This window comes from Vibrio sp. 1078-1, from assembly GCF_033340475.1.
Window position 1 is genome coordinate 64,029 of the sequence record NZ_JAWOWM010000008.1, and the last position, 22,113, is coordinate 86,141.

Genomic DNA, 22,113 nt, shown 5'->3' on the forward strand with positions numbered 1-22,113 from the left:
TTTAGTTGGTAAGCCGCTTTACTAACCCACTCGCGCGAGTGGTTTTCACCTTAATGCCTCGCTTCAGAACATTGAGTTCGGCGTAAAGAGCTAAACGCTTTTTCGCGCGGGTAATGCCTGTGTAAATCAACTCACGGGTTAATATCGGGCTAAAGTCTGGTGGCAAAATCATCAGGGTGTAATCAAATTCACTGCCTTGCGATTTATGGATGGTCATGGCGTAAGCCGTTTCATGTTCAGGTACTCGGCTCGGTAAGACCGATTTCACACTGCCGTCAGGTAACTCAAAAAAGACTTTCAAACGCGGTTCTTCTTCAGTGTCATCTCGCATGCAAATACCAATATCACCGTTATACAAACCTAAACCGTGATCATTACGCGTAACCATGACGGGTCTGCCGTGATACCAAATTTCATCCTGAACTTGAATGAACTTGCGCGCCGCGAGCGATTTCTCGATGCGTTGGTTTAGCCCAGCCACACCAAAATCACCTTCACGGATCGCGCACAGCAGTCGGCATTGGTTGAAGGTATCTAACACCGCTTTGGCTTTGTGCGTTAGCGACTCTAGCTCTCCGGTTTTAGGATCTGTTTCCTGTTGTCCAATGCGTTTGAGGTAACGACCGTATTCCTGCACCAACGTCTGCATCATTTGGTTGTAATGTTGACTACTTAGCGCGAAATGTTCGATGTCAGAAAAGTCACGCGCCCAGACGTTATCTACGCTCGCAGCAGAACCGGAGTTAACCGCTTTTGCCAACTGACCAATGCCTGAGCGAGCATCAAATCGGTAGCTCTTTTGCAGCATACATAAACTATCAGCAATGCTAGATGCACTGTTACCCGTATGGGCTAAAGTATCGAAGCCCGTCAGTTTTGCGATGGCTGACGCCTGCTCTTTGCCATAACCCAACGCATGGAACGAACAGATATCACCCAACACTGCCCCTGCTTCAACTGAGGCAAGTTGATCTTTATCACCTAGCAAAATCAGCCGCGCATGTTTCGGTAAGGCATCGACCACTTTGTACATCATTGGTAAATCGACCATCGACGCTTCGTCGATAACTAAAATATCCAAATGCAGTGGATTTTGCTTGTTGTGACGAAATTCTGCACTATTAGGAATCGCACCCAGCAACCGATGTAAGGTGCTTGATTCAGTCGGAATTTTGGCTTTTAGCTCCGGAGAAACTGGCAGCTCTTGTACCGCTTTACCAATGGACTCGGTTAATCGCGCCGCCGCTTTCCCCGTCGGGGCCACCAGCTTGATGGTTAGATTTTTCTCGTGCGTCGCCTGTTCAATCAAAGCGGCAAGCAATTTGGTTACTGTCGTCGATTTACCAGTGCCTGGACCACCAGAAATCACAGCAAATCGACGGGTTAACGCAACTGCCGCCGCGACTTTTTGCCAGTTCACGCAAGCCGAGAGTGGTACGAGTTCATCCAGTATTTGCAAATCTTGAACCTTGCGCGCATTGCTAAGCACGGAATCAATGGCGTGCCAATCCAACGATTCGCTTGCGACCACATCAAGGTGGTCACACACCAATTGTTGACGCAACACTTGGTTGCTGCTTCCCGCTTCTACTGCTTTGCCTAACGCGTTAAACAGAAAATGGTATTGGCGTGCAAATAAATGGTTGAGCAACTCGGATAATCGCGCAAACTCTTGTGGTTGCAAGTTAACTGCGGCGCCCAGCTGATTGAGCTTTTCCGCCAGTGTCACTTCATAATGCCAATAGCGATGCAGATACAGACGCTCACCATCGAACATCAAAGGCAAGGCTTCTCCTTGCGCGCCGACCACGCTGGAATTTTGTAATACTTGAATCCAGTCTATGCCTTGCAACTGTGTGTTGAGCGCCAATGCTGACTCACCAAACAGCCCTAACTTACTGGCTAAATCCGTAGATTGCCCTTGTGCATCGAACAGAGACAGACAGATATGTCCTTTACCAAGCTCACTACTGACAACACCCGCGATAAACGCCAATGCTTGACTGTCCGACTGTTCATCATGCGTTTGAGAATCAATAAAGCAGGCGAATTGGTAGTCGAGCTGACGAATAGCACCTTTGTGCGCCAAGCGTTCCAGCACTACCAAAAGACTATCTTGGTCAGAATGAAGATTGTAATTTGTCGTCATTAAAGTAGCTCCATCTGCCCGGCTTGAGTTGAGCGCGTTTCAAGTGCTTGACCATCAATCAAACGATCCATCTCTTGTAAGAAGTCTAAGGTTGGTTTCGCGGCAAAAATGCCGTGGTCACTCTGCCCGTCCATGCCGCGCAAGAACAAGTAATACACGCCACCGAAGTGCTGTTCATAATCATAATTGGCCAATCGGCTACGTAGGAAACGATGCAGTGCTAACGCATAAATCTGATACTGCAAATCGTAGCGGTGATCTGCCATCGCCGATTTCAGAGCCTCACCATGGTAGTGCGTCACATCGTCGCCAAGATGATTCGATTTCCAGTCAAGCACGTAGTATTTACCTTGATGTTCAAACACCAAGTCGATAAAACCTTTGAGCATGCCTTGCACGGTTTGGAAACCTAAATCCCCCGCTTTCGCCGACAACGGATCGTGACGTTGAATGACTCGATTTAACGCCGGCGCAGACAAAACTTCAATCGGCAGCAAAAATTCCATCTCCACCAAACGTTGCGACGGTGCTTTTTGATTCAGCAGCAAAGACTTACCATCCAACGGCGTTGCGAGTACGGTAGCAATCAATTGCTGTAAAATGGGCAACCACTCTTCATCGAGCTGTTCGCTTTCCATCAAACCAAGGATGATTTGTGTATTCTCTTCCGTCGTGGCTGGCTGAGTAAATTCAATTTCCTCAAACAGGCTATGCAGGAACGTACCCGGACGCGCACCACGAGGGAAGGTAAAAATAGAACGCTCTGGCTCCACCAAATCCGTTTCGTCTTGTTCTTCAGATGAGTCGATATCAAAACCCGTAATCTCAATCGTGGCATCATGCTCGGCGTGATGAGAGCCTTGCTTGACCAAGCCAGAATAACTGGTGATGCGCCAGTTTCTGTCGATAGGGTTTTGCAGCTCTTTCGCGCTAAGATCGTATATTTCTTCTTGTGGCGCTACGTACTTGTCTTCGAGTTGCTGCGGCAGATCGGCCACAACGACACAATCAAGCTCGTTTTGTTGCTTTGTTAAACCTTGGTACAAATCGTTAATGCCACCTTCTTGACCATTTTGAATCAAATAGCCAATCGCACTGCGGTGTACGCCAGTTGGCTCTTTGGTCGAACGACCATTGCGCAAAGGCGAGGCTCCAATAAAACACGCATAAACAGCACGCGTTAGTGCCACGTATATCAAGCGTAAGTCTTCCGCCAAACGCTCTTTGTCCGCTTGCTTCATGGACGCATCGTTGCCAGTGATATCCAGTACCGTGCGGTCATTAGCTGCATCGTAATATTTGGCTTCACTGGCTTCTCGATAGCTGAACACAAACGGCAGAAATACGAGGTCATACTCCAAGCCTTTTGATTTGTGAATAGTTACGATCTGCACTAAGTTACGTTCCGATTCTAAACGTTGGATTTGGTCATCACTGCCACCCAAACCGTTTTCCGCATCACTGATAGACTGAGCGAGCCAACGCAGCAGACCGTGATCGCTATCCAGTTCATTACTGGCGTGTTGAAGCAGTTCACCAATGTGCATTAAATCGGTAAGTACTCGCTCACCATTTTCACCCTGTGAACTCGCACCTTCTTCTAGTAATCGCTCGGCAATATGGCGTTTGCTGATCACCGCGCGCAACATCGGCAGCACACCACGCTGAACCCAAAGTTTGCGATATTCTTTGAATTCGTTTACGGCGTTTTCCCACACCACTTCATCGTTATTAAGTGCATCCAAACTTGCTGCGTCGAGGGCAAACAGCTCAGAGGCAAGACTTGCACGCAGCGCACGGTCATTTTCTGGAGTCAGCACCGCTTGCAGCAAACGCTGTAAATCCTGCGCCACTGAACTGGTAAACACACTGTCTCGGTTAGACAGGTACACGCTGGCAATACCTTGGTCTGCTAGCGCTTGTTTGATCATCCGACCTTCGCTACCTGTTCGAACCAACACTGCGATATCGCCCGCTTGAACCGCTTTCTGTTTTTCGCCATTCACCAGACACGCTTGCCCCTGTTGAGCCTGCGTCAAAATAGTTTGGATTTGGCTTGCAGTCGCCTCTGCCATTCGAGTCAAATACTCGCCTTTTGGTAGCGGTTTATCGTCCGCTTCTTGCAACCAATAGGTCAGCGCGGGTTGCTTTTGGCCACCCATAGTCCAAATGCGTTTTTCGGCATTGGGACTGTACTTAACGGGTAAGAACGGAATATCCGAATCATAGATAAATGGACTGTCTGGTAAAGCAAATACTTGGTTTACCGCCTGCACCATATCTGCGCTAGAACGCCAGTTGGTTCCTAACGTGTAGTGGGCACTTACTTGGTTACGCGCTTTGATATAAGTGAAAATGTCTGCGCCACGAAAGCCATAAATCGCCTGCTTGGGGTCCCCGATCATAAACAAACCACATTCCGGGTTGTTCAGATAAATACGGCTGAAAATACTGTATTGAAGCGGGTCGGTATCTTGGAACTCGTCAATCATTGCGACAGGATACAAAGTACGAATACGCGCCGCTAAAAGCTCGCTTTCGTCCGTATCGATAGAAGCAGAAAGTTGCGTTAGCAAATCATCGAAAGAGAGCCACTGTTTTTGATTTTTCGCGTTAGCCAGCATCACTCGACAATGTTCAATTGCATGAGCAAGCAGTGGCGCTTTTAAGCTGATTGGGTTGGCAAGAAATGTTTCAATGACTTCAAATACTGCATGCTGCGGCGCACTGCCTTTCGGTGTTTTTTCCAACAAGACGTTTTGCGCGAATTTCTCCAGCTTGTCTGGATAATCGTAACCTGTAGTTTCCGTTGCCGCCCAAGCGTTTACCGCCTCCAACCACGTCGGCAGAGACTTTTTGGTATAGCTACGTTTGTTAATATCTGAATCTGAAATTAGCGTTAAGAAGTCATCTTGGCTTTCTCGCCACTGTGCTTTTAATCCATCAATTTTTTTCAGATTTTCAGTATGAAGATCAGCCAAACTGCCTTTCATTGCTGGAACAGAAAGGCTTAACGGCGCACCGGTTAAGTAATTGCTGATGTCAGACAACAACGCAGATGGAGAGCCCCATAGCTGGCGGATTTCTCCCGCCAAAGTAAATGGCAATGGGTAGAAATTGCGGCGCCAGTAATCGGCTACAACTTGCGCTTTTAGGTGACTTTCATCGGTCACAAACTCGTTATTAAATCGGCTGCCAGATTCAAACGCATTTTGCGTTAGCATACGTTGGCAAAAACCGTGAATGGTGTAGACCGCCGCCTCGTCCATCTGACGCTCTGCCTGCAATAAAATTTCTGCGGCTTGCTTGTGATCGTCAAACTCATTAAGCAAAGGTTGGATCACCGGATCGGAACTCTGTCCACGCGCAAACGCGATTCGCGCATCATGGATTCTTGCCCTGATACGATCGCGTAATTCCGCAGTTGCCGCTTCGGTAAAGGTTACGACCAGAATTTGGTCGACCGTAAGCGGTACGCGATGCCGAGTTTCCGCGCTGCCGTGACCAAGCAAAAGGCGCAGATATAAACCTGCAATAGTGAAGGTTTTACCTGTACCTGCTGATGCCTCGATTAACCTCGCACCATGCAGAGGAAACGTCATCGGTTCTAGTGGCGTTGGTTGAGGTTGCTCTGTGCGGTCTAACGTATGTAGAGGACACTCTGCACCTGACATTTGATCCATAACGCTGAATCTCTCCGGATTATTTACTAGGACGTATCACCTAATAAATGTGATCTATAGTTAAAAATTCTATTAATATGTTTAACAAGTTGGATAATTTAGAGCTTTGTGAGATCTTTCTCACGGTTATCCATAAGACGTACCGTTAGTATGCGCCCCACGAGATAAGCCAAACCTTTTGGCGGCACAACTCAAATGAATTAAACAAAAGTATCATGGTCCCTCTGACCTTGTGGCCGTACAGCGAACGCCCTACAAAAAATAATGATTTTCTGGCGGCCACCCTACTCTTCCTTCTCTTTATCCAACTGTCTTTTTTACGCTTTTACGTCATCAGTGTCTTGAACCGCTAAGCGCGCACCTTGCAAAACTAATGCTGTCAGCAAACGAACTTCTGAGGCCAACTCATCATTCCAAGCAGGCCAAATTCGAGAGATGTACGCATTACTGCCTTCGCCCGGGCTCATGAAGCCATCATTGAATGCGTCAGCCATTTTCTTCAAAGATTTCTCTTCGTCATCTACCCACTGACCGCGGCTAAAGCCCGCTTCAACACAAGCCAACGCCGTTTTCGGGAAATAAGGCAAAGGCTTAGTCATGCCTTCGAAGAACAAGCGAACCAATTCAGTCAGTAGCTGTTTGGCATACTGCACATCGGCAATTTCTGGGTAGATCAAATGCAGCGCGCCTTCTTTACGATCGTAGCCAATCAGATGAGTTTTCTTGGCATAACCCGACGCCGACATGGCAAGGTGATCGATCCACGCTGCAAGGTAATCCTGCGAGCGAATCTTACCGCTTCGGTAACGAATCAACCCAGATTGGTAACACTGGGTTAGCCAACCTGTTAGGCGAACGTTTTTCTCTTCGCCTTCATTTCGCTCAAACAAAGAGTCAAACGTCAGGTCGATTTCCAAATCGTCTTGAGGCGCACCAGATAAAAACGCCAGTTTATCCACCAGCTCTTCCGCCTGAACTCGGTTGGTTTCAAACTCGATATCACCAAACGCCCCCACCGGCAGTTTGCCTTGCGCGCGCTGTTGACTCATAAAGTGTTTAAGCACCTCTGTTTTTTTCTCTGGCTGCATCAATGTCGCTTCAAGCAAGGTTTCTAACAGCTCATCACGCATTTGATAGCTTTCCAAACCACCTAAAACAAAGGGTTCGTCGTCTTCCATCACCGGTAGTGGCGGTTCAAAGGTTACTTTTAAACGACGATTGAAAAAATACTGCACAGGTAAGCGCCAGAAACGTTGCAACTCGACTAAGTCGAGCTCAAGTGGGAACGTCGCTCCTAACAGATAGTCGTCTAATGCCCGATTAAAATCACGACGAACATAGCCTTGCGATTGACTAGTTTGAGTCAATGCCGCTGGAATCCACTCTTTCGCGTAGCTGGCGTGCATGCCTTGGAACGCACTTGGGCTAAACGGCACCATGGCGTGGGTATTCACCAACGCATTTAATAAGTTGTCGCCAGACTCATCAACGGGCAACGCTTCATCACCACTTAAACAATAGTTTTGGTGGCAGTATTCCATCAGCTCAGAAACCAGAACCGAAGGCACTCGCTCGGTATTGTCTTGGATTGAACGGCCAACATAACTGATGTAGAGCGTTTGTTGTGCAGACAACATCGCTTCGAGGAATAGGTAACGGTCATCATCTCGGCGCGAACGGTCGCCCGGTTTGGTTCTTCCTGTCATCAAGTCAAAGCCTTCTGGCGGCATGGAGCGTGGGTACACGCCGTCATTCATCCCCAGTAGACAAACGGTTCTAAACGGAATAGAGCGCATCGGCATCAGGGTACAAAAGTTCACTTGACCAGCAAGGAAGCGCTGGCTGACTCGTGTGCCAGATAATTTGTTTTGAAGGTATTGGCTGATGATCGACGGCGATAACGCATCATCAAATGCGGCATCAGCTAATTGCTCTTTGAGTTGGCTGAGCGTATCGCGAATGGACTTGAGCGCCATTTCGCCTTCTAACTCAACTGAGAAGAAGTCATCCAGCAGTGAAACCAAAGTCTCTCGCCAACCATCGATAGTTTGAACATGAGAAAGTTTGCTTCGATAAGTGCTAATTTGTTGGATAAAGTGTGCCAACTTGCCCGCCAGCTCTGCGCCCATGCCTTGCACTTCGTTGTACGGAGACAAACTGCCTTGCTCGGTTTCAAACAAACCTGCGGATTCTGGCATCGCGTAGCCAAGCAACATGCGTTGAATACCAAATTGCCATGTGTTTTGACGGGTTTCCGGCAGTTCAAATTCGCGTCCGGTATTGGCATCCAATCCCCAGCGAATCCCCGATTCCTCAACCCATTGTTTGGCTTGTAAAAAATCATCTTCGCTGAGTTCAAAACGCTTTAATATCGCCGGAGTTTCCAGAAGTTCGAGTAGTTCTGATGCCAAACAGCGCGTATTGGGTAAGTTCACCAACTGCATAAATGCGGCCAGAATTGGACTCTCTTGATCGGCGGTTCGGTCAGAAATCGAATATGGAATAAAACGCTCACCCGGCGCGTTACCAAAGACCGCCTGAATCGCAGGGCTGTAAGCGTTGATGTCCGCGACCATCACGATAATATCGCGCGGTTTTAACGTTGGGTCAGCATCGAACATCGCCAATAGTTGATCATGCAGCACTTCCACTTCGCGCATCGGGCTGTGACAAGCGTGTAGGCTCAGTGATTTATCACCCAAGCTAACCACTTGTTTGTGATGACTGTTTTCAATCTGTTGGTCATCTTGATGTTCTTCAAGATTGAGAATATCCGCTTGCAATTGATGGAGCAGACTGTCGCGCTCAACATCAACAAAGGCTTCGATTTCATGAGATTCCAGCTGAGACAACAGATACATATTGTCGCGCCCGAGTTTACCCATGGACGCCAACAGACTGTTTCCGACCACATCGGTGTGCAGCTCATCGATCACATTATCTTCCAATGAACCTTTCAGTTGCTCAGTTTCACCTTGCACTTCCGAGTGATCGTCCTGCCACACAACGTGCTGACGATGTTTCGCCGCCAAACGAGCCAGATATTTGCGATCTCGAACTTCACCCCAATAATAACGACAAGGGTTAGTGAACATCAGATGCACGTCGATGTGTTCACCAATTGCTTTTAGCGCATCCATATAGCGAGGCGGCAACGAAGAAATGCCAAAAACAAACAAACGCTTGGGTAAATGGTCAAAATTGCAGTTAAAACTCTCTAACGTGTCGATAAAGTGCTCATAAAGGTTGGCACGGTGATAAGGAGACTGCCCTAATGACACAGTGTGATCATACAACGCTTGCCATAAGATCGGCTGCCACGGATGCTCATCTTCCAGCTCTGGCACACTCTGCCCAGCTTCCCAACTTGCGATCCATTCCGGACGATACACCAAGTAACCATCGAAAATATCGGCAATTTTCTCAGCCAGCTGATACAGCTTAGAGTGGTCAATGTCATCTTTGAGGTACTGCGCTAACGGCGAAAACACCTCTTGGTTGAGAAGCCCCGGCAGCAGATGCATCAACTTCCACGTCATCGCTTCTTTGTTAAACGCACTGCGTTTTGGCACGTCTGGCAACACCTGCGTAAACATTTCCCAAATGAAAGTAGCAGGGAGCGGAAAATCAATGTTCGCGGCAACACCAAACTCTTTGGCCAATTCCATTTTTAGCCACTGGGACATGCCCGGACTTTGAACCAGAATTTGTTCTTTTTCGAACGGGTTTTCCAGCGGACTGATTCGAATCAGTTCGACAAGGAGTGATTTAAGAACGTCAACTTGGTTGGAGTGATAAACAGTAAACAAATTGGGAATACCGAGCGCCGATTGAAACTGTTAGCTAGCTTAGCACAGCCCCATTTAAACCCGCAGTGATCTCGCGTTCGGAAAAAACAAAAGGTTATATATCACTCAAATAGAGTATGAATCTTCTGAATTTTCACATGTCAATCAAGTCTGACACTTCCATACAAAATGTGACATTCGTCGCAACTATTCCATAATAAAAAACACTGTTTTATACTCCCTCTACCCATAATTTATAAACAAACAAAAAGTATGTTTCGCAAACTGTCTTCCAACAGCGCTTGGCTGATTGCTTTTTTTGCTTGCTTTGCAGTGTACCTGTCGATCGCTTGTTATCCTTTTGTGTTGTCTAACAATCAGAATGAACCGCTAACCTTGTTGCAAGGTTACTATTTGGTTTCGACTCAATATGGCTGGCTGGGCTTGATCGCTCTTCCATTTATGTTGTTGAGTTTATTGCTCTCTTTTCTACCGACTCGAGCATTCAAAGGTATCGTGATCGCTATCGCGATCTGTCTATTGATCATGTTTAAAGTCGATATCCTCGTTTTTCAGCAATACAAACTTCACATCAACGCCCTATTAATCCGTATGTTTTTCGAAGGTGGCGGTGATGTCTTCGATATTTCGTGGATGAGTTGGCTAATCTTCATCAGTGAAATTTCCGTTCTGGTGATCGGGCTCGCTTGTACCGTTTGGGTAAGTAATCAACTGGCACAAAGCCGAGCTAAGTTCGTTTTGATCAGCGTCTGGTTTGCTGTATTGCTTAGCACGCAGATGATTCATGCGTACAAAAACGCACTTTACGACGATGAAGTCAGTCAGTTTTCGAATAACTGGCCACTTTACTACCCGCTGACGGCTCGTAAATTTATTTACAAACACGACCTAGTGGATGAGAACATTGCATCGAAGAACCGCGTAGAGTTAACCAACATTGAACGTAGCTCACTCAACTATCCGCTTGCGCCGATTCAAGTGCAAAGCAAAGAGAAACAGCCCAATGTCTTGTTTATCTTGGTTGATGCGTGGCGCTACAGTGATGCGACGCCGGAAGTCATGCCAAATGTCAGCAAGTTCGCCGAAAAAACAGTGAATTTCACACAACATATGAGCGGCGGCAACTCAACTCAAGCGGGTATTTTCAGCCTGTTTTACAGCTTGCCAGCGACCTACTGGGAAAGCTTTTACGCAAGTCAACGCTCTCCTGTTTTTATGGATACGCTGCAAGCAGAAGGCTACCGCATGGGCATTTTTGGCTCGGCACCGCTCACCAGCCCGCCACTTTCTCGCACGGTATTCAAAAAAGTGTCGGACTTGACCCTGAAACAAACTGGGGAAACAGCTGTCGAGCGCGATCAGCAGATAACAGACAAGTTCATCGAGTTCCAAAAGCAGGATAGCGACAAGCCGTACTTTGGTTTTCTGTTCTACGATGCCGCCCATGGCACAGTATTTCCCGAACCTGAATTTGCGAAATTCAAACCATACTGGGAACGCGTTGACCACATTTTGCTCAACAACGATTTTGACGCTTCGCTTTACCATAATCGATACAAGAACTCGTTGTACTACATCGATAGCTTGATTGGTGATGTGCTGAAAAACGTCGACTTAGACAATACCATTGTGGTGATTTCATCAGATCATGGTGAAGAGTTTAATGACCATAAGATGAACTATTGGGGCCACACGGGTAACTACAGTGACGTTCAAGTACATGTGCCTCTTTACGTGTACATGCCAAATCGTCAGCCAGAGCAAGTTGATTACCGCACGACCCATTTTGACGTCGTGCCAACCATGATGAATACGCTGTTTGACGTTCAAGGCACAACGAGTTCATACAGCGTTGGTCATAACTTGTTTGATAGCTCAGCCTCTCGCGATTGGTATATTGCAGGCAGCTACTACAACTATGCATTGGTCGGCAAAGAGCTGATGCTTGTGGTCAACCCTGGCGGGCACTCTCAGCAACTGAATCGCCAGTTAAAAGTCGAGAAAGAACAGAAAGTTCCTGTCGATATCATTCGTCATTCTCTGGATGAGATGTCGCGATTTTACAAAAAAGGCTAGCGTCCAACATCGACGCCGATTGAAATAAAAAAGCCTCTTGGTTGTAAGACCAAGAGGCTTTTTCCTATCTGCTATTTAAGCGTGATGAGCGTGCATCAAGCGTGGCTGAATCAACAAGTTGTTGATGTATTGTAAGGCCACATAAGAGACAACAAATGTTGCCACAATCAACTCAAGACTAGCTAAGCCTCGCACTTGTTGAACATAGTGCGCAGCCAATCCTTGCAACTCCATCCAATTCGCCATTTTAAACAGCGCCGTCGCACCGATCACCATCGGGAAAGTGAACGCCGCATAGCCTGGGCTAAATGGCAGTCTAAGCAATTTAAAGAATGCGAGGTAAATGATGGCTGTCATCAATACCGCGATACCAAATAGCATAGCGATGATCACTGGTGATGGTGTCGCAGTGACCGTTAAGTACCCTGCCAATGATAGACTTGCTGGCGCCGCCATAATTGCCATGGTTGGTTTTGCTGCATCCGGAATTTCATGGGTAAACATGAAACGGTAAATCATCATCGGCAACATGATCGCGTACGCCACCATACCAAACATCAATGCACCTTGTGCCACTGGTGCTAACATAGGGTTGCCAGAGAAAGACACATCCGCAACGATGATACCCACTGGCGGTACAAACCAACTAGGAACCATGTGGTGCAATTCAAAATCTTTGGCGCGATGGTAAACAAAGCTCACCAAGAACACGATGTGCAAAACCACCGCAATCAGCCAAAGCGCATCGCCAGCTAATGGGTAAAAATGGCCGAGAGAGTTCGATACCACCATAGTGCCCATCGCAAATGTCGGAACCACGCTGCCCACAACCGGATGAGCAAGATCTTGTCTCAACAGATGATTATGTAGCAAAAACTTGGTTGCCAATATAGCCAACAATATGCTTGCGATACCCGCACTAATCCACTGTCCGTAGCCATGTAATTCGGCGAAGTTTTCCCAACTCCAGCCCAAGCTTGCAATACCAAGAGCCAAACCCGCCATTGGAGTTGGCGCTCCCATTACTTTTGCTTTTGTTCTTTGAATCATGATGACCTCAACCAGACTCACTCTTGATGGGACGTATAATACGCTTGCACTTCGTTCCGATATATCTAATTATTTAAAACAAACGTTCAGAATTACTTAACGGTGGGGTATGGCAAGTCACATTTCTCTTAAACAACTGAAAGTGTTTACGACGATCACGCAGCACAAAACGCTCACAGCGGCTTCTGATAGTCTCTTTTTATCGAAAGCCGCTGTGAGCATGGCACTCTCAGAATTAGAAAAGCAGATCGGCCATCACTTGTTTGATCGTGTTAATAACCGACTAATTTTGAACCAAGAAGGTCAAAAACTGCTGCCACTGGCGGACGAATTACTCAACCGAGCCAAGGACATCGAGAGCATTTTCGATGGTGACCAAGCGCTATCGGGCCAACTTCGCATTGGTGCCAGCGACACCATTGGCAACCAAGTCGCGCCCTATTTGCTTAGCGAATTTCGTCAGCAAACGAACCATCGTTCTCAAAGCCTGTTCATTTCTAACTCCGCACAAATCTGCGACATGCTGACCGATTACGAGTTAGACATAGCCCTCATTGAGGGCAAAACACTTCACCCTGAATTGCAGTCTACCCAGTTTAGCGAAGATGAAATGTGCGTGATTTGCGCGCCCGATTACCCAGCCGCGCACGAAGGGCCAGTAAACTTAACCGAGCTAGAAAACAGTGAATGGATATTGCGAGAGGCAGGATCTGGTTCACGCGAATTTTTTATGCGCGTTGTCGCACCGCGCTTGGAACATTGGCATGAAGCTTTTCAGCTCAATACCACCGAAGCGTTGATCAACTCAGTATCGGCAGGGTTAGGCTTAGGTTGCTTGTCACGTTTGTCTGCAGAACCTGCTATTCGTGACGGCCGCGTAAAACTGCTCGACATGCCTTTAGATATGAAACGTCGCTTCTGGTTACTGGTTCATAAAGAGAAATATCAAAGCCCATTGCTCAGAACGTTTATCGAATTTTGCCAAGATTGGGAGCGACCAACAAACCTTCCTTTGGCGGACAAATCCGCAAAGTGAAACCAAGATAGTTTAAATGCTAGTCAGTTAGTTGTACGTGTCTCTCATTCTGAGGCTTGTCGCTAGACTTGATTGGTCAAAAACTGTATAAAAAGCCAGTATCAATACACCAAATTAGGGGACCAACCATGGCTGTAATCGTCAAGTACGTGGTAGAACGCAATGGAGAAGAGAAAATGACTTTTACCTCTAAAGCGGAAGCTGACGCATACGACAAAATGCTGGATATGGCAGACGAGTTATTCTCACTGCTGGGTAAAAGTGAACTTCTAGAAGACGAAGGTAAGCAAGAAGATCTTGCAATGTTCCTTGCGCAAAACAAAGAAGAAGTGCTTTACGCTCTTGGTGCAAAACGTAAACCTGCACCAAAAAAAGCAAAGAAGCTTGAAGCTGTTGAAGAAGATAGCGAGCAAGAAGACGCTGCATAAGCCTCTCATTTGTTTAGAAAAAACGTCGCATTATGCGGCGTTTTTTTATTCCTTCCGTTTATCTCCATATATCTCTGAGAATATAAAGAACCGATTTAATATCCCAAATTGCTCTAAATTTCATGTTGCAGATTAGTGTGACTTAGATCTAGTCTAAATGGGTTCGGTGATGGGGTACCACCGGAATCGAAAGATTCGAACCGCTGTTAAAGCTAATGACTCCTACAGAAACGAAAACAGGTCAGCCCTGTTGGAAGTGCTTTCGCTTATGTTGTGAAAGCGAGAGTTCTGTAGTGAGCAATTCAACTCTTCTCCAACCCCGCTCCTGTTTTCTCAAAAATTAAAAAGATATCCAAAATAGTTGTTAACTCAACAAGGCAACAAACGCATGAACCTCCTGAACATAGTTTTCTATTTGATGGAGCGAATAAGAGCAGTCAACGCCGTTGAGTCTGACAAATAGGCTGGATATCGTACACTGGGAAAACACTATGCAATACTCACACGAAATCCAATCAATGTGCCCGATTCAACGCGGCGATCTTCATGCATCTGCACCGATCCCTGTCGAAGGCGCAATGATCAATCCAAAAGACGTTATCGCGATTTCTGGTCTTAGCCACGGCGTTGGTGCTTGTGCTCCTCAACAAGGTGCAGCAAAACTGACTCTTAACGTCAAAAACGGCATCATCGAAGAAGCTTTGATCGAAACGATCGGCTGTTCAGGCATGACTCAATCAGCCGCGATGGCCGCAGAAATCCTAACTGGCAAAACCATTCTTGAAGCACTGAATACCGACTTGGTATGTGATGCTATTAACGTCGCGATGCGCGAAATCTTCCTTCAATTTGTTTACGGTCGTACTCAATCTGCTTTCTCTGAAGGCGGCTTGGAAATTGGTGCGGCACTGGAAGACCTTGGTCAAACTCAACGTAGCCAAGTGGGTACTAGTTACTCAACTAAAGCAAAAGGCGTGCGTTACATGGAGTTGGCTGAAGGCTACGTAACAAAACTCGCGCTAGACGAAAACAAAGAAGTGATTGGTTACCAATATCTCAACCTCGGCAAGATGATGAAAGCCATCAACGAAGGCGTATCTGCTGCAGAAGCCGCAGACAAAGCAACGGGGACTTACGGTCGTTTTGACGAAGCCGTAACTACCATCAACCCACGCCAACAATAATTGCCACCAAGAGGAAAGAGATTATGAACACTCCAATTACTGAATCTGTACGTCGCACATTAGACGAAATGCAACTTTCTTCTCTGGAAGAGGCTTACCAATACTGTATGGATCGTGGTATCGACCCTAAAGCACTAGTGATGGACACTCAACCTATCGCGTTTGAAAGCGCTGCCGATGCCTACACGCTAGGCACTGCTTTGGCGATTTTCCGCGGAGCAAAAACAGCAGAAGAAGCTGCAAACATCATCGGTGAAGGCCTTCAAGCCTGCACAAAACCAGGCAGCGTAGCAGAACAACGCCGAGTGGGTATCGGTCACGGTGCATTGGCGGCTCGTCTATTGAATGAAGAAAGTGGCTGTTTCGCTTTCCTTGCGGGCCATGAGTCATTCGCAGCGGCAGAAGGCGCAATCAAAATCGCATTGAACGTCAACAAATCACGCAAAAATCCGTTGAAAGTGATCCTGAACGGTTTGGGTAAAGACGCCGCTTACCTCATCTCACGCATCAATGGTTTCACTTACGTACGCACTCAGTACAACTACCAAACTGGTGAGTTAGTGGAAGTAGAACGTCGCCGTTTCTCCCAAGGTCCACGTGGTGAGATCCTTTGCTACGGTGCAGACGATGTGCGTGAAGGCGTGGCTATCATGCATAAAGAACAAGTGGATGTGAGCATCACTGGTAACTCAACTAACCCGACTCGCTTCCAACACCCAGTAGCAGGTATCTACAAAGCAGAGCGTAACCGTGAAGGCATGCCTTACTTCTCTGTGGCATCAGGTGGTGGTACTGGTCGTACTCTACACCCAGATAACGTGGCGGCTGGTCCTGCATCTTACGGCATGACAGACACTATGGGTCGCATGCACGCCGATGCGCAATTCGCGGGTAGCTCTTCAGTACCAGCACACGTAGCAATGATGGGCTTCATCGGTATGGGCAATAATCCAATGGTAGGTGCAACGGTTGCACTTGCGGTAGAGGTCGGTGAGCTAAGCCTCTAAGTCGATTTATCGCTTTACTATTCAAAGCCAGTAAATCCAACAAACCCAGTGTAGGGGGAGTGACTTCGGCCCTCCCCTTATTTTTTGCTAAGCCCCCTTCTTCAACTTCACTTTGTCTTTACCCCAAATCGGTCTGATAAGGCTTTTGCGACACATTTCTCATCAGACAAACATATCTCTAAAAAGACAAAAGGTATCCATCTACAGACTTTCTCCATTTCCCCTCTTTAAACTCCCCAATACTCTCTTTATGATGACTGACAACTTAATTATTTCTTGTCAGTGAACAGACGAGACACAAGACTCAACACATGGAGATCAACTATGGCTTTCTTCTCTCTAGCCTTTGGTACGGCAACTAAAAACCGCGACGGCAAAATCATCGAAGCGTTTTTCCCAAACCCGGTTCTTAACCCAAGCGAAGCGCTTGTTAACGCACTAGCAGCAGTAGCAGGTTATGAGCAAGGCAACCAAGCTATCGAGATCTCTGCAGCACAAAGCGCAGAACTAGCAGCAGCATTTGAAGCAAACGGCGATGCAGCAAACGCATCTTTCGCAGCAAAAGCAGCAGAATCAGCACAACCACTTGTACTGGTTATCCTTGCCACTGACGAGCAGCCACAAAGTGTTGCTGAAGGCTTCCTAAAACTTCAACTTATCTCTAACCGTCTAGTTAAGCCACACGGCACAGTACTAGACGGTATCTTCGGTCTACTGCACAACATCGCATGGACTAACGAAGGTCCAATCGATCTACCTGAACTAGCAGAGCGTCAAATTGAAGCTCGCCTAGCGGGTCGTGCACTAAGCGTAGATTGCGTAGACAAGTTCCCTAAAATGGTGGACTACGTAGTACCAACTGGCGTTCGTATCGCTGATACTTCTCGCGTACGTCTTGGCGCACACGTTGGCGAAGGCACAACAGTAATGCACGAAGGCTTCATCAACTTCAACGCGGGTACAACAGGCGTGAGCATGGTTGAAGGTCGTATCTCTGCTGGCGTAGTGGTTGGTAACGGCTCTGACATCGGCGGCGGCGCATCTATCATGGGCACACTATCTGGCGGCGGTAAAGTTGTAGTTTCTATCGGTGAAAACTCTCTACTAGGCGCGAACGCAGGTCTTGGCTTCCCAATGGGTGACCGTTGTACTATCGAATCAGGTCTGTACGTAACTGCTGGTTCTAAAGTACGCATGCTAGATTCTGCTGGCCAAGAAGTAGAAGTAGTGAAAGCACGCGATCTTGCAGGTGTTTCTGACCTACTGTTCCGTCGTAACTCTGTAACAGGTCAAATCGAGTGTCTTGCTAACAAGAGCGCGGTTGAACTGAACAGCGAACTGCATAAAAACAACTAATTCATTCGTGAATTAACCCTACGAAAAATCCCCCAGCAGGAAACTGTTGGGGGATTTTTTAGCTTACAGCAAAATGCGTGATTACTGATTTAAAAAGCTGACCGCTTTATCTGGGAAATCAGTAAACAAACCATCCACTTTTACTTGGTTGTAGTACACATCCATCATGCCTTCAAAGCTGTCAGTGTACGCTGGAATGCGTCCTGGATCGGCGCGGAACGTGTATGGATGCACTTGCAAGCCAGCGTCTTTTGCAGCCTTCATCAACGGCTTGATGATGATATTGTCTTTGGTTGACTTATCATCCACCAGCATCGGCTTCCAAGGTCCAATTCCTTCCGCGTAACTCGCTACTTTCTTCATTCCGTCGGCTTCGAACATCCAGTCATAACTGTATGGTGTTGCCTTGTCGCCTTTGTACACCATAGTTTCGTTCCAGTCCGTGTAAGCCATAAGCTGAACGAGCTTTAAGTCCATGTCCATTGCAGGCATGAGTTCACTGTTGATGCGTTGAAGTTCATTCGCATCAAAACACTGAAGGTAGACTTTGTCGTCTTGAGAGCCGTAACCGTACTGCTTCAAGACTTTAAGTACTGCTTTAGAAATGTCCTTACCTTCATGACGATGGAACCAAGGCGCTTTAATTTCTGGGTAAATACCGATGTCATAACCCAGCGTTTTGTTTAAGCCTTGGATCAGCTCAATCTCTTCAGCAAACGTCGGCACGGTGAAATCAGATTTCCACATAGGGAATCGGGTTGGATAGCCCGCTACTTTGTTGCCTTTGTCATCGATATTAAAGCCTTCAGTTACTCGCAAGGATTTGATTTCCGCCAGAGTGAAATCAATCGCATAATAACGACCATCTTTACGTGCACGATCAGGAAAACGCTCCGCAACATCCGTTACGCGATCGAGATAATGGTCATGCAACACGACCAACTGGTCATCTTTCGTCATTACCACATCTTGCTCTATGTAGTCAGGTTTCATTGCGTAAGCAAGTGCTTTGGCTTCTAGCGTGTGCTCAGGCAAGTAGCCCGATGCACCACGATGCGCAATGACAAGCGGCTTCGCAATCGCACCAGCAGAGAGGCTAAGTGCTAAAAAAGTAAGACATACTGACTTTGTTTTCATTGTTATTTCCTTGATAAAGCGAAGAGGCAGTATTCCACTGCCTCTTTAAATAAATATTACGCTAGCGCTTCCTTCTCGCGCTCTTTTTGCTCGTGGTGCGCACGTTCACCTAAGAAGGCGTACATCAAACACACGATAGAAGTAATACAAGAACCCACTAAGATGATAAAGCCACCATCCCAGCCAAAGTGGTCTACGGTGTAGCCCAAAATCGCGTTTGCGGCAACTGCCCCACCCAGGTATCCAAACAAACCAGTAAGACCAGCGGCAGTACCTGCGGCTTTCTTCGGAGCGAGTTCAAGTGCGTACAAACCGATCAGCATAACCGGACCATAGATTAGGAAGCCAATTGCAATAAGCGCCATCATATCTACTGTTGGGTTGCCTGCAGGGTTAAACCAATAAACCATCACTGCAACTGTCACTAACACCATAAATAAGATACCAGCAGGTGCACGACGACCTTTGAACAATTTGTCAGAGATCCAACCACACAATAGTGTTCCTGGAATGCCAGCCCATTCGTATAAGAAATAAGCCCATGACGATTTATCTACCGAGAAATCCTTCGCTTCTTTTAGGTAAACAGGTGCCCAGTCCAGTACGCCGTAACGAATTAGGTAAACAAATGCGTTTGCAATTGCAATCGACCAAAGAAGTTTGTTGTTGAAGACGTATTTGAAGAAGATTTCCTTCGCTGTCATTTCTTGTTCATGGGACTTGTCATAGTCATCTGGGTAATCGTCTTTGTATTCTTCAATAGGAGGCAGACCACAAGACTGAGGGGTATCGCGAACCGTCATCCAAACAAACACAGCAACCAACGTGGCGAAAAATGCAGGAACATAAAATGCAGTGCGCCAATCATCATTAAATGCCCACAGGCCAAGAATAAATAGTGGACCAATCAAACCGCCACCCACGTTGTGCGCCACGTTCCAAACCGAAACGATCTCACCACGCTCTTTACGTGACCACCAGTGCACCATGGTTCGGCCACAAGCAGGCCACCCCATCCCTTGGAACCAACCGTTTAAGAAAAGCAAAATGAACATCGCAGTGACGCTACCAGTCGCCCATGGCATAAAGCCAAAGCAAAACATCACTAATGCAGACATCAATAGGCCGCCACTAAGGAAATAGCGAGGGTTGGAGCGGTCTGAAACGCTGCCCATTAGAAACTTAGAGAGACCATATGCAATGGAAACAGCTGCCAGGGCGACACCTAAGTCTCCGCGGCTAAAGCCTTGCTCGATAAGATAAGGCATCGCCAAACTGAAGTTTTTACGAACTAGATAGTAACCGGCGTAGCCAACAAAGATACCGATAAAGAGTTGCCAACGGAGGCGAGAGTAGGTGCTATCGATGCTGCCAGGGGACAGACGATCAATGTGCGCCTTAGGTTTGAATATTCCAAACATAGGAACCTCATTATTTTGTATGCGATGGTAAAAACACAAAAGGAGCGAACGAAACAAAATAAATCTTCGTTCGAAAGTTCATGAATTGTATGGAGTTAGGATTTTATTTCTGTGACAAATGTTGCACATGGATTAAATATAAGTAAATACAGTAAATTATATGAGCATTAATTAGATCATCGTTCAACTTTACTCAAGATTCGTTAATATTAAACTGATGTTCAAACCTCTCACTTGAGCATTCCAATTCGAAACCTTTGAAACAAAGGCTCGAATTAGAACATAAACTAACCGTAAAAAGGGCGATTTACGCCTGCCCTACTCGCTCCGAACCAACTAATAACTAAAAAGCTGAAAAACGATCACGTTTAGCATCAAACGAAATAAAAAAAACAATTTTTTATTTGAATACAAGCCGAAGCAATGATTCACAAACACAAGACATTAACAGCGTTTATTCTCTTCTCAACTCATCCTATTGGTATCAATGGGATGACGATTTTTTCTAAAAGTCCAAACATGACTGCGTATTTTTATATCACTGCTAGCCCTTGATACATTTGACATCCTCCTACTCCTTTAGGGTTAACTGCTACACAAGTTCTGTGTAATAAATCTCCAAGCACGTAGCAGCTTCACAAAACTCCTCTTACCAGTTGTGCATTCTTTTTCACATCGGTAATTTGAGCGCTCTCAACACTGGCCTCGTGACAAATAAATTATTTTCGTTGTGTTCTTTTCCGGTTAAAAGATGCGCCATTTAACAAAAACGAAGACTTTGATTAACAAATTTATGCTCAAACGCTCATTTTTAACGCTCGTTTGTTTTCGCAAACGTTTATATATGCACAATAGTATCGTGCTAGACAGGCAAAAATGATCAAAGGACTTTTAACATGACAACGAACAAACACCCCTCTCTGCTCGGAGAATGTTTGGCCGAGTTTATCGGTACAGGACTACTTATTTTCTTCGGCGTAGGCTGTGTTGCAGCCTTAGTTCTAACAGGCGCATCATTTGGACAATGGGAAATCAGTATTGTATGGGGCTTCGGTGTCGCCATCGCTATTTACTGTACGGCTGGCGTCTCTGGTGCACACATCAACCCTGCCGTTACCATCGCACTTGCTATGTTCCATGGTTTTGATAAGGCGAAAGTGGTGCCATACATTATCGCTCAAATGCTTGGGGCATTCTGTTCTGCTGCATTGGTATACAGCTTATACAGCAACCTTTTCACCGACTACGAAATCGCTCATAACTTCGTTCGCAGCAGCCAAGATGCACTAGCAACTGCTGGTATCTTCTCAACCTATCCGCATGCCTCCCTCTCTTTCTTTGGTGCTTTTGCTGTGGAATTCGTTATCACTGCTGTGCTGATGTTTGCGATTCTGGCTCTGGGCGATGAAAATAACGGCGCAGCACGTGGCGCAATGAACCCTCTATTGATCGGTATTTTGATTGCCGTCATCGGTGGTTCACTTGGCCCACTAACAGGCTTTGCGATGAACCCTGCTCGTGACTTTGGACCGAAGCTGTTCGCTTACTTCGCAGGTTGGGATTACGCTCTGACAGGTGCTAAAGACATTCCTTACTTTATCGTGCCTTTACTTGCTCCGATTGCAGGTGCGTGTTTTGGTGGTTGGTTGTATCCAAAAGCGATTGCCGCTTACCTTCCACAACAAGGCCACGGTTGTACGATTCCAAACCAATGTGAGACGGAAGAAGAAACAGAAGAAGCTAGAGCTTAAAACTGACGTAACTCGAACATTTACTA

At 46.6% G+C, this 22,113-nt stretch carries 13 protein-coding genes and 1 riboswitch; of the genes, 7 read left to right on the forward strand and 6 right to left on the reverse strand.

Annotation, left to right across the window (positions count from 1 at the left end):
* Window position 1: 1 nt before the first annotated feature.
* The 3 genes from recD to recC all read right to left on the reverse strand — a co-directional run bounded on the left by recD (window position 2) and on the right by recC (window position 9,641).
* Entirely contained in the window at window positions 2-2,149 is a 2,148-nt protein-coding gene (recD, locus tag R7190_RS15860; RefSeq protein ID WP_186584705.1) for an exodeoxyribonuclease V subunit alpha, read from the reverse strand.
* On the reverse strand, window positions 2,149-5,823 hold the full coding sequence (gene recB, locus R7190_RS15865) for an exodeoxyribonuclease V subunit beta (protein WP_042521442.1): 3,675 nt from the start codon (window positions 5,821-5,823) through the stop codon (window positions 2,149-2,151). Before recB ends, recD begins: the two co-directional genes overlap by 1 nt.
* Window positions 5,824-6,149: 326 nt before the next feature.
* Window positions 6,150-9,641, reverse strand: coding sequence for an exodeoxyribonuclease V subunit gamma (gene recC, locus R7190_RS15870; protein ID WP_042521371.1), 3,492 nt, complete (start codon window positions 9,639-9,641; stop codon window positions 6,150-6,152).
* Window positions 9,642-9,893: 252 nt separating this feature from the next.
* Here recC and R7190_RS15875 point away from each other — a divergent pair, with 252 nt between their 5' ends.
* On the forward strand, window positions 9,894-11,717 hold the full coding sequence (locus R7190_RS15875) for a DUF3413 domain-containing protein (protein WP_042521370.1): 1,824 nt from the start codon (window positions 9,894-9,896) through the stop codon (window positions 11,715-11,717).
* A 75-nt stretch (window positions 11,718-11,792) separates the two neighbouring features.
* Here the strand turns inward: R7190_RS15875 and R7190_RS15880 are convergent, their stop codons facing one another.
* Complete coding sequence (locus R7190_RS15880; protein WP_005391714.1) at window positions 11,793-12,767, reverse strand: TDT family transporter; 975 nt, start codon at window positions 12,765-12,767, stop codon at window positions 11,793-11,795.
* 109 nt (window positions 12,768-12,876) lie between these two features.
* Between R7190_RS15880 and R7190_RS15885 the strand changes: the two genes are divergently transcribed.
* From R7190_RS15885 to dapD, 5 genes are all read left to right on the forward strand, one after another.
* Window positions 12,877-13,803, forward strand: coding sequence for a LysR substrate-binding domain-containing protein (locus R7190_RS15885; protein ID WP_054577570.1), 927 nt, complete (start codon window positions 12,877-12,879; stop codon window positions 13,801-13,803).
* 128 nt (window positions 13,804-13,931) lie between these two features.
* Window positions 13,932-14,231 (forward strand): YebG family protein, encoded by a 300-nt coding sequence (locus R7190_RS15890; RefSeq protein ID WP_005380208.1) that lies wholly within the window; start codon window positions 13,932-13,934, stop codon window positions 14,229-14,231.
* A gap of 156 nt (window positions 14,232-14,387) precedes the next feature.
* A riboswitch (Fluoride riboswitch) is annotated at window positions 14,388-14,463 on the forward strand.
* Between the two features lie 259 nt (window positions 14,464-14,722).
* The gene (locus R7190_RS15895) at window positions 14,723-15,415 is read left to right on the forward strand and encodes an iron-sulfur cluster assembly scaffold protein (RefSeq protein ID WP_005386501.1); all 693 of its coding nucleotides are present in this window, start codon (window positions 14,723-14,725) and stop codon (window positions 15,413-15,415) included.
* A gap of 23 nt (window positions 15,416-15,438) precedes the next feature.
* Window positions 15,439-16,422, forward strand: a complete 984-nt coding sequence (locus tag R7190_RS15900; protein WP_009707468.1) for a GGGtGRT protein — start codon at window positions 15,439-15,441, stop codon at window positions 16,420-16,422.
* Window positions 16,423-16,746: 324 nt separating this feature from the next.
* Entirely contained in the window at window positions 16,747-17,778 is a 1,032-nt protein-coding gene (gene dapD / locus R7190_RS15905; RefSeq protein WP_042521367.1) for a 2,3,4,5-tetrahydropyridine-2,6-dicarboxylate N-succinyltransferase, read from the forward strand.
* An 81-nt stretch (window positions 17,779-17,859) separates the two neighbouring features.
* On the opposite strand, the gene glpQ is transcribed toward dapD, so the two are convergent.
* The gene (gene glpQ / locus R7190_RS15910) at window positions 17,860-18,915 is read right to left on the reverse strand and encodes a glycerophosphodiester phosphodiesterase (protein ID WP_025768218.1); all 1,056 of its coding nucleotides are present in this window, start codon (window positions 18,913-18,915) and stop codon (window positions 17,860-17,862) included.
* A gap of 56 nt (window positions 18,916-18,971) precedes the next feature.
* Window positions 18,972-20,336 carry a glycerol-3-phosphate transporter gene (glpT, locus tag R7190_RS15915; RefSeq protein ID WP_005380199.1) on the reverse strand — a complete coding sequence of 455 codons (1,365 nt, stop codon included), beginning with the start codon at window positions 20,334-20,336 and terminating at the stop codon, window positions 18,972-18,974.
* 896 nt (window positions 20,337-21,232) lie between these two features.
* Here glpT and R7190_RS15920 point away from each other — a divergent pair.
* Window positions 21,233-22,087 carry an MIP/aquaporin family protein gene (locus R7190_RS15920; RefSeq protein WP_005380195.1) on the forward strand — a complete coding sequence of 285 codons (855 nt, stop codon included), beginning with the start codon at window positions 21,233-21,235 and terminating at the stop codon, window positions 22,085-22,087.
* Window positions 22,088-22,113: the final 26 nt, after the last annotated feature.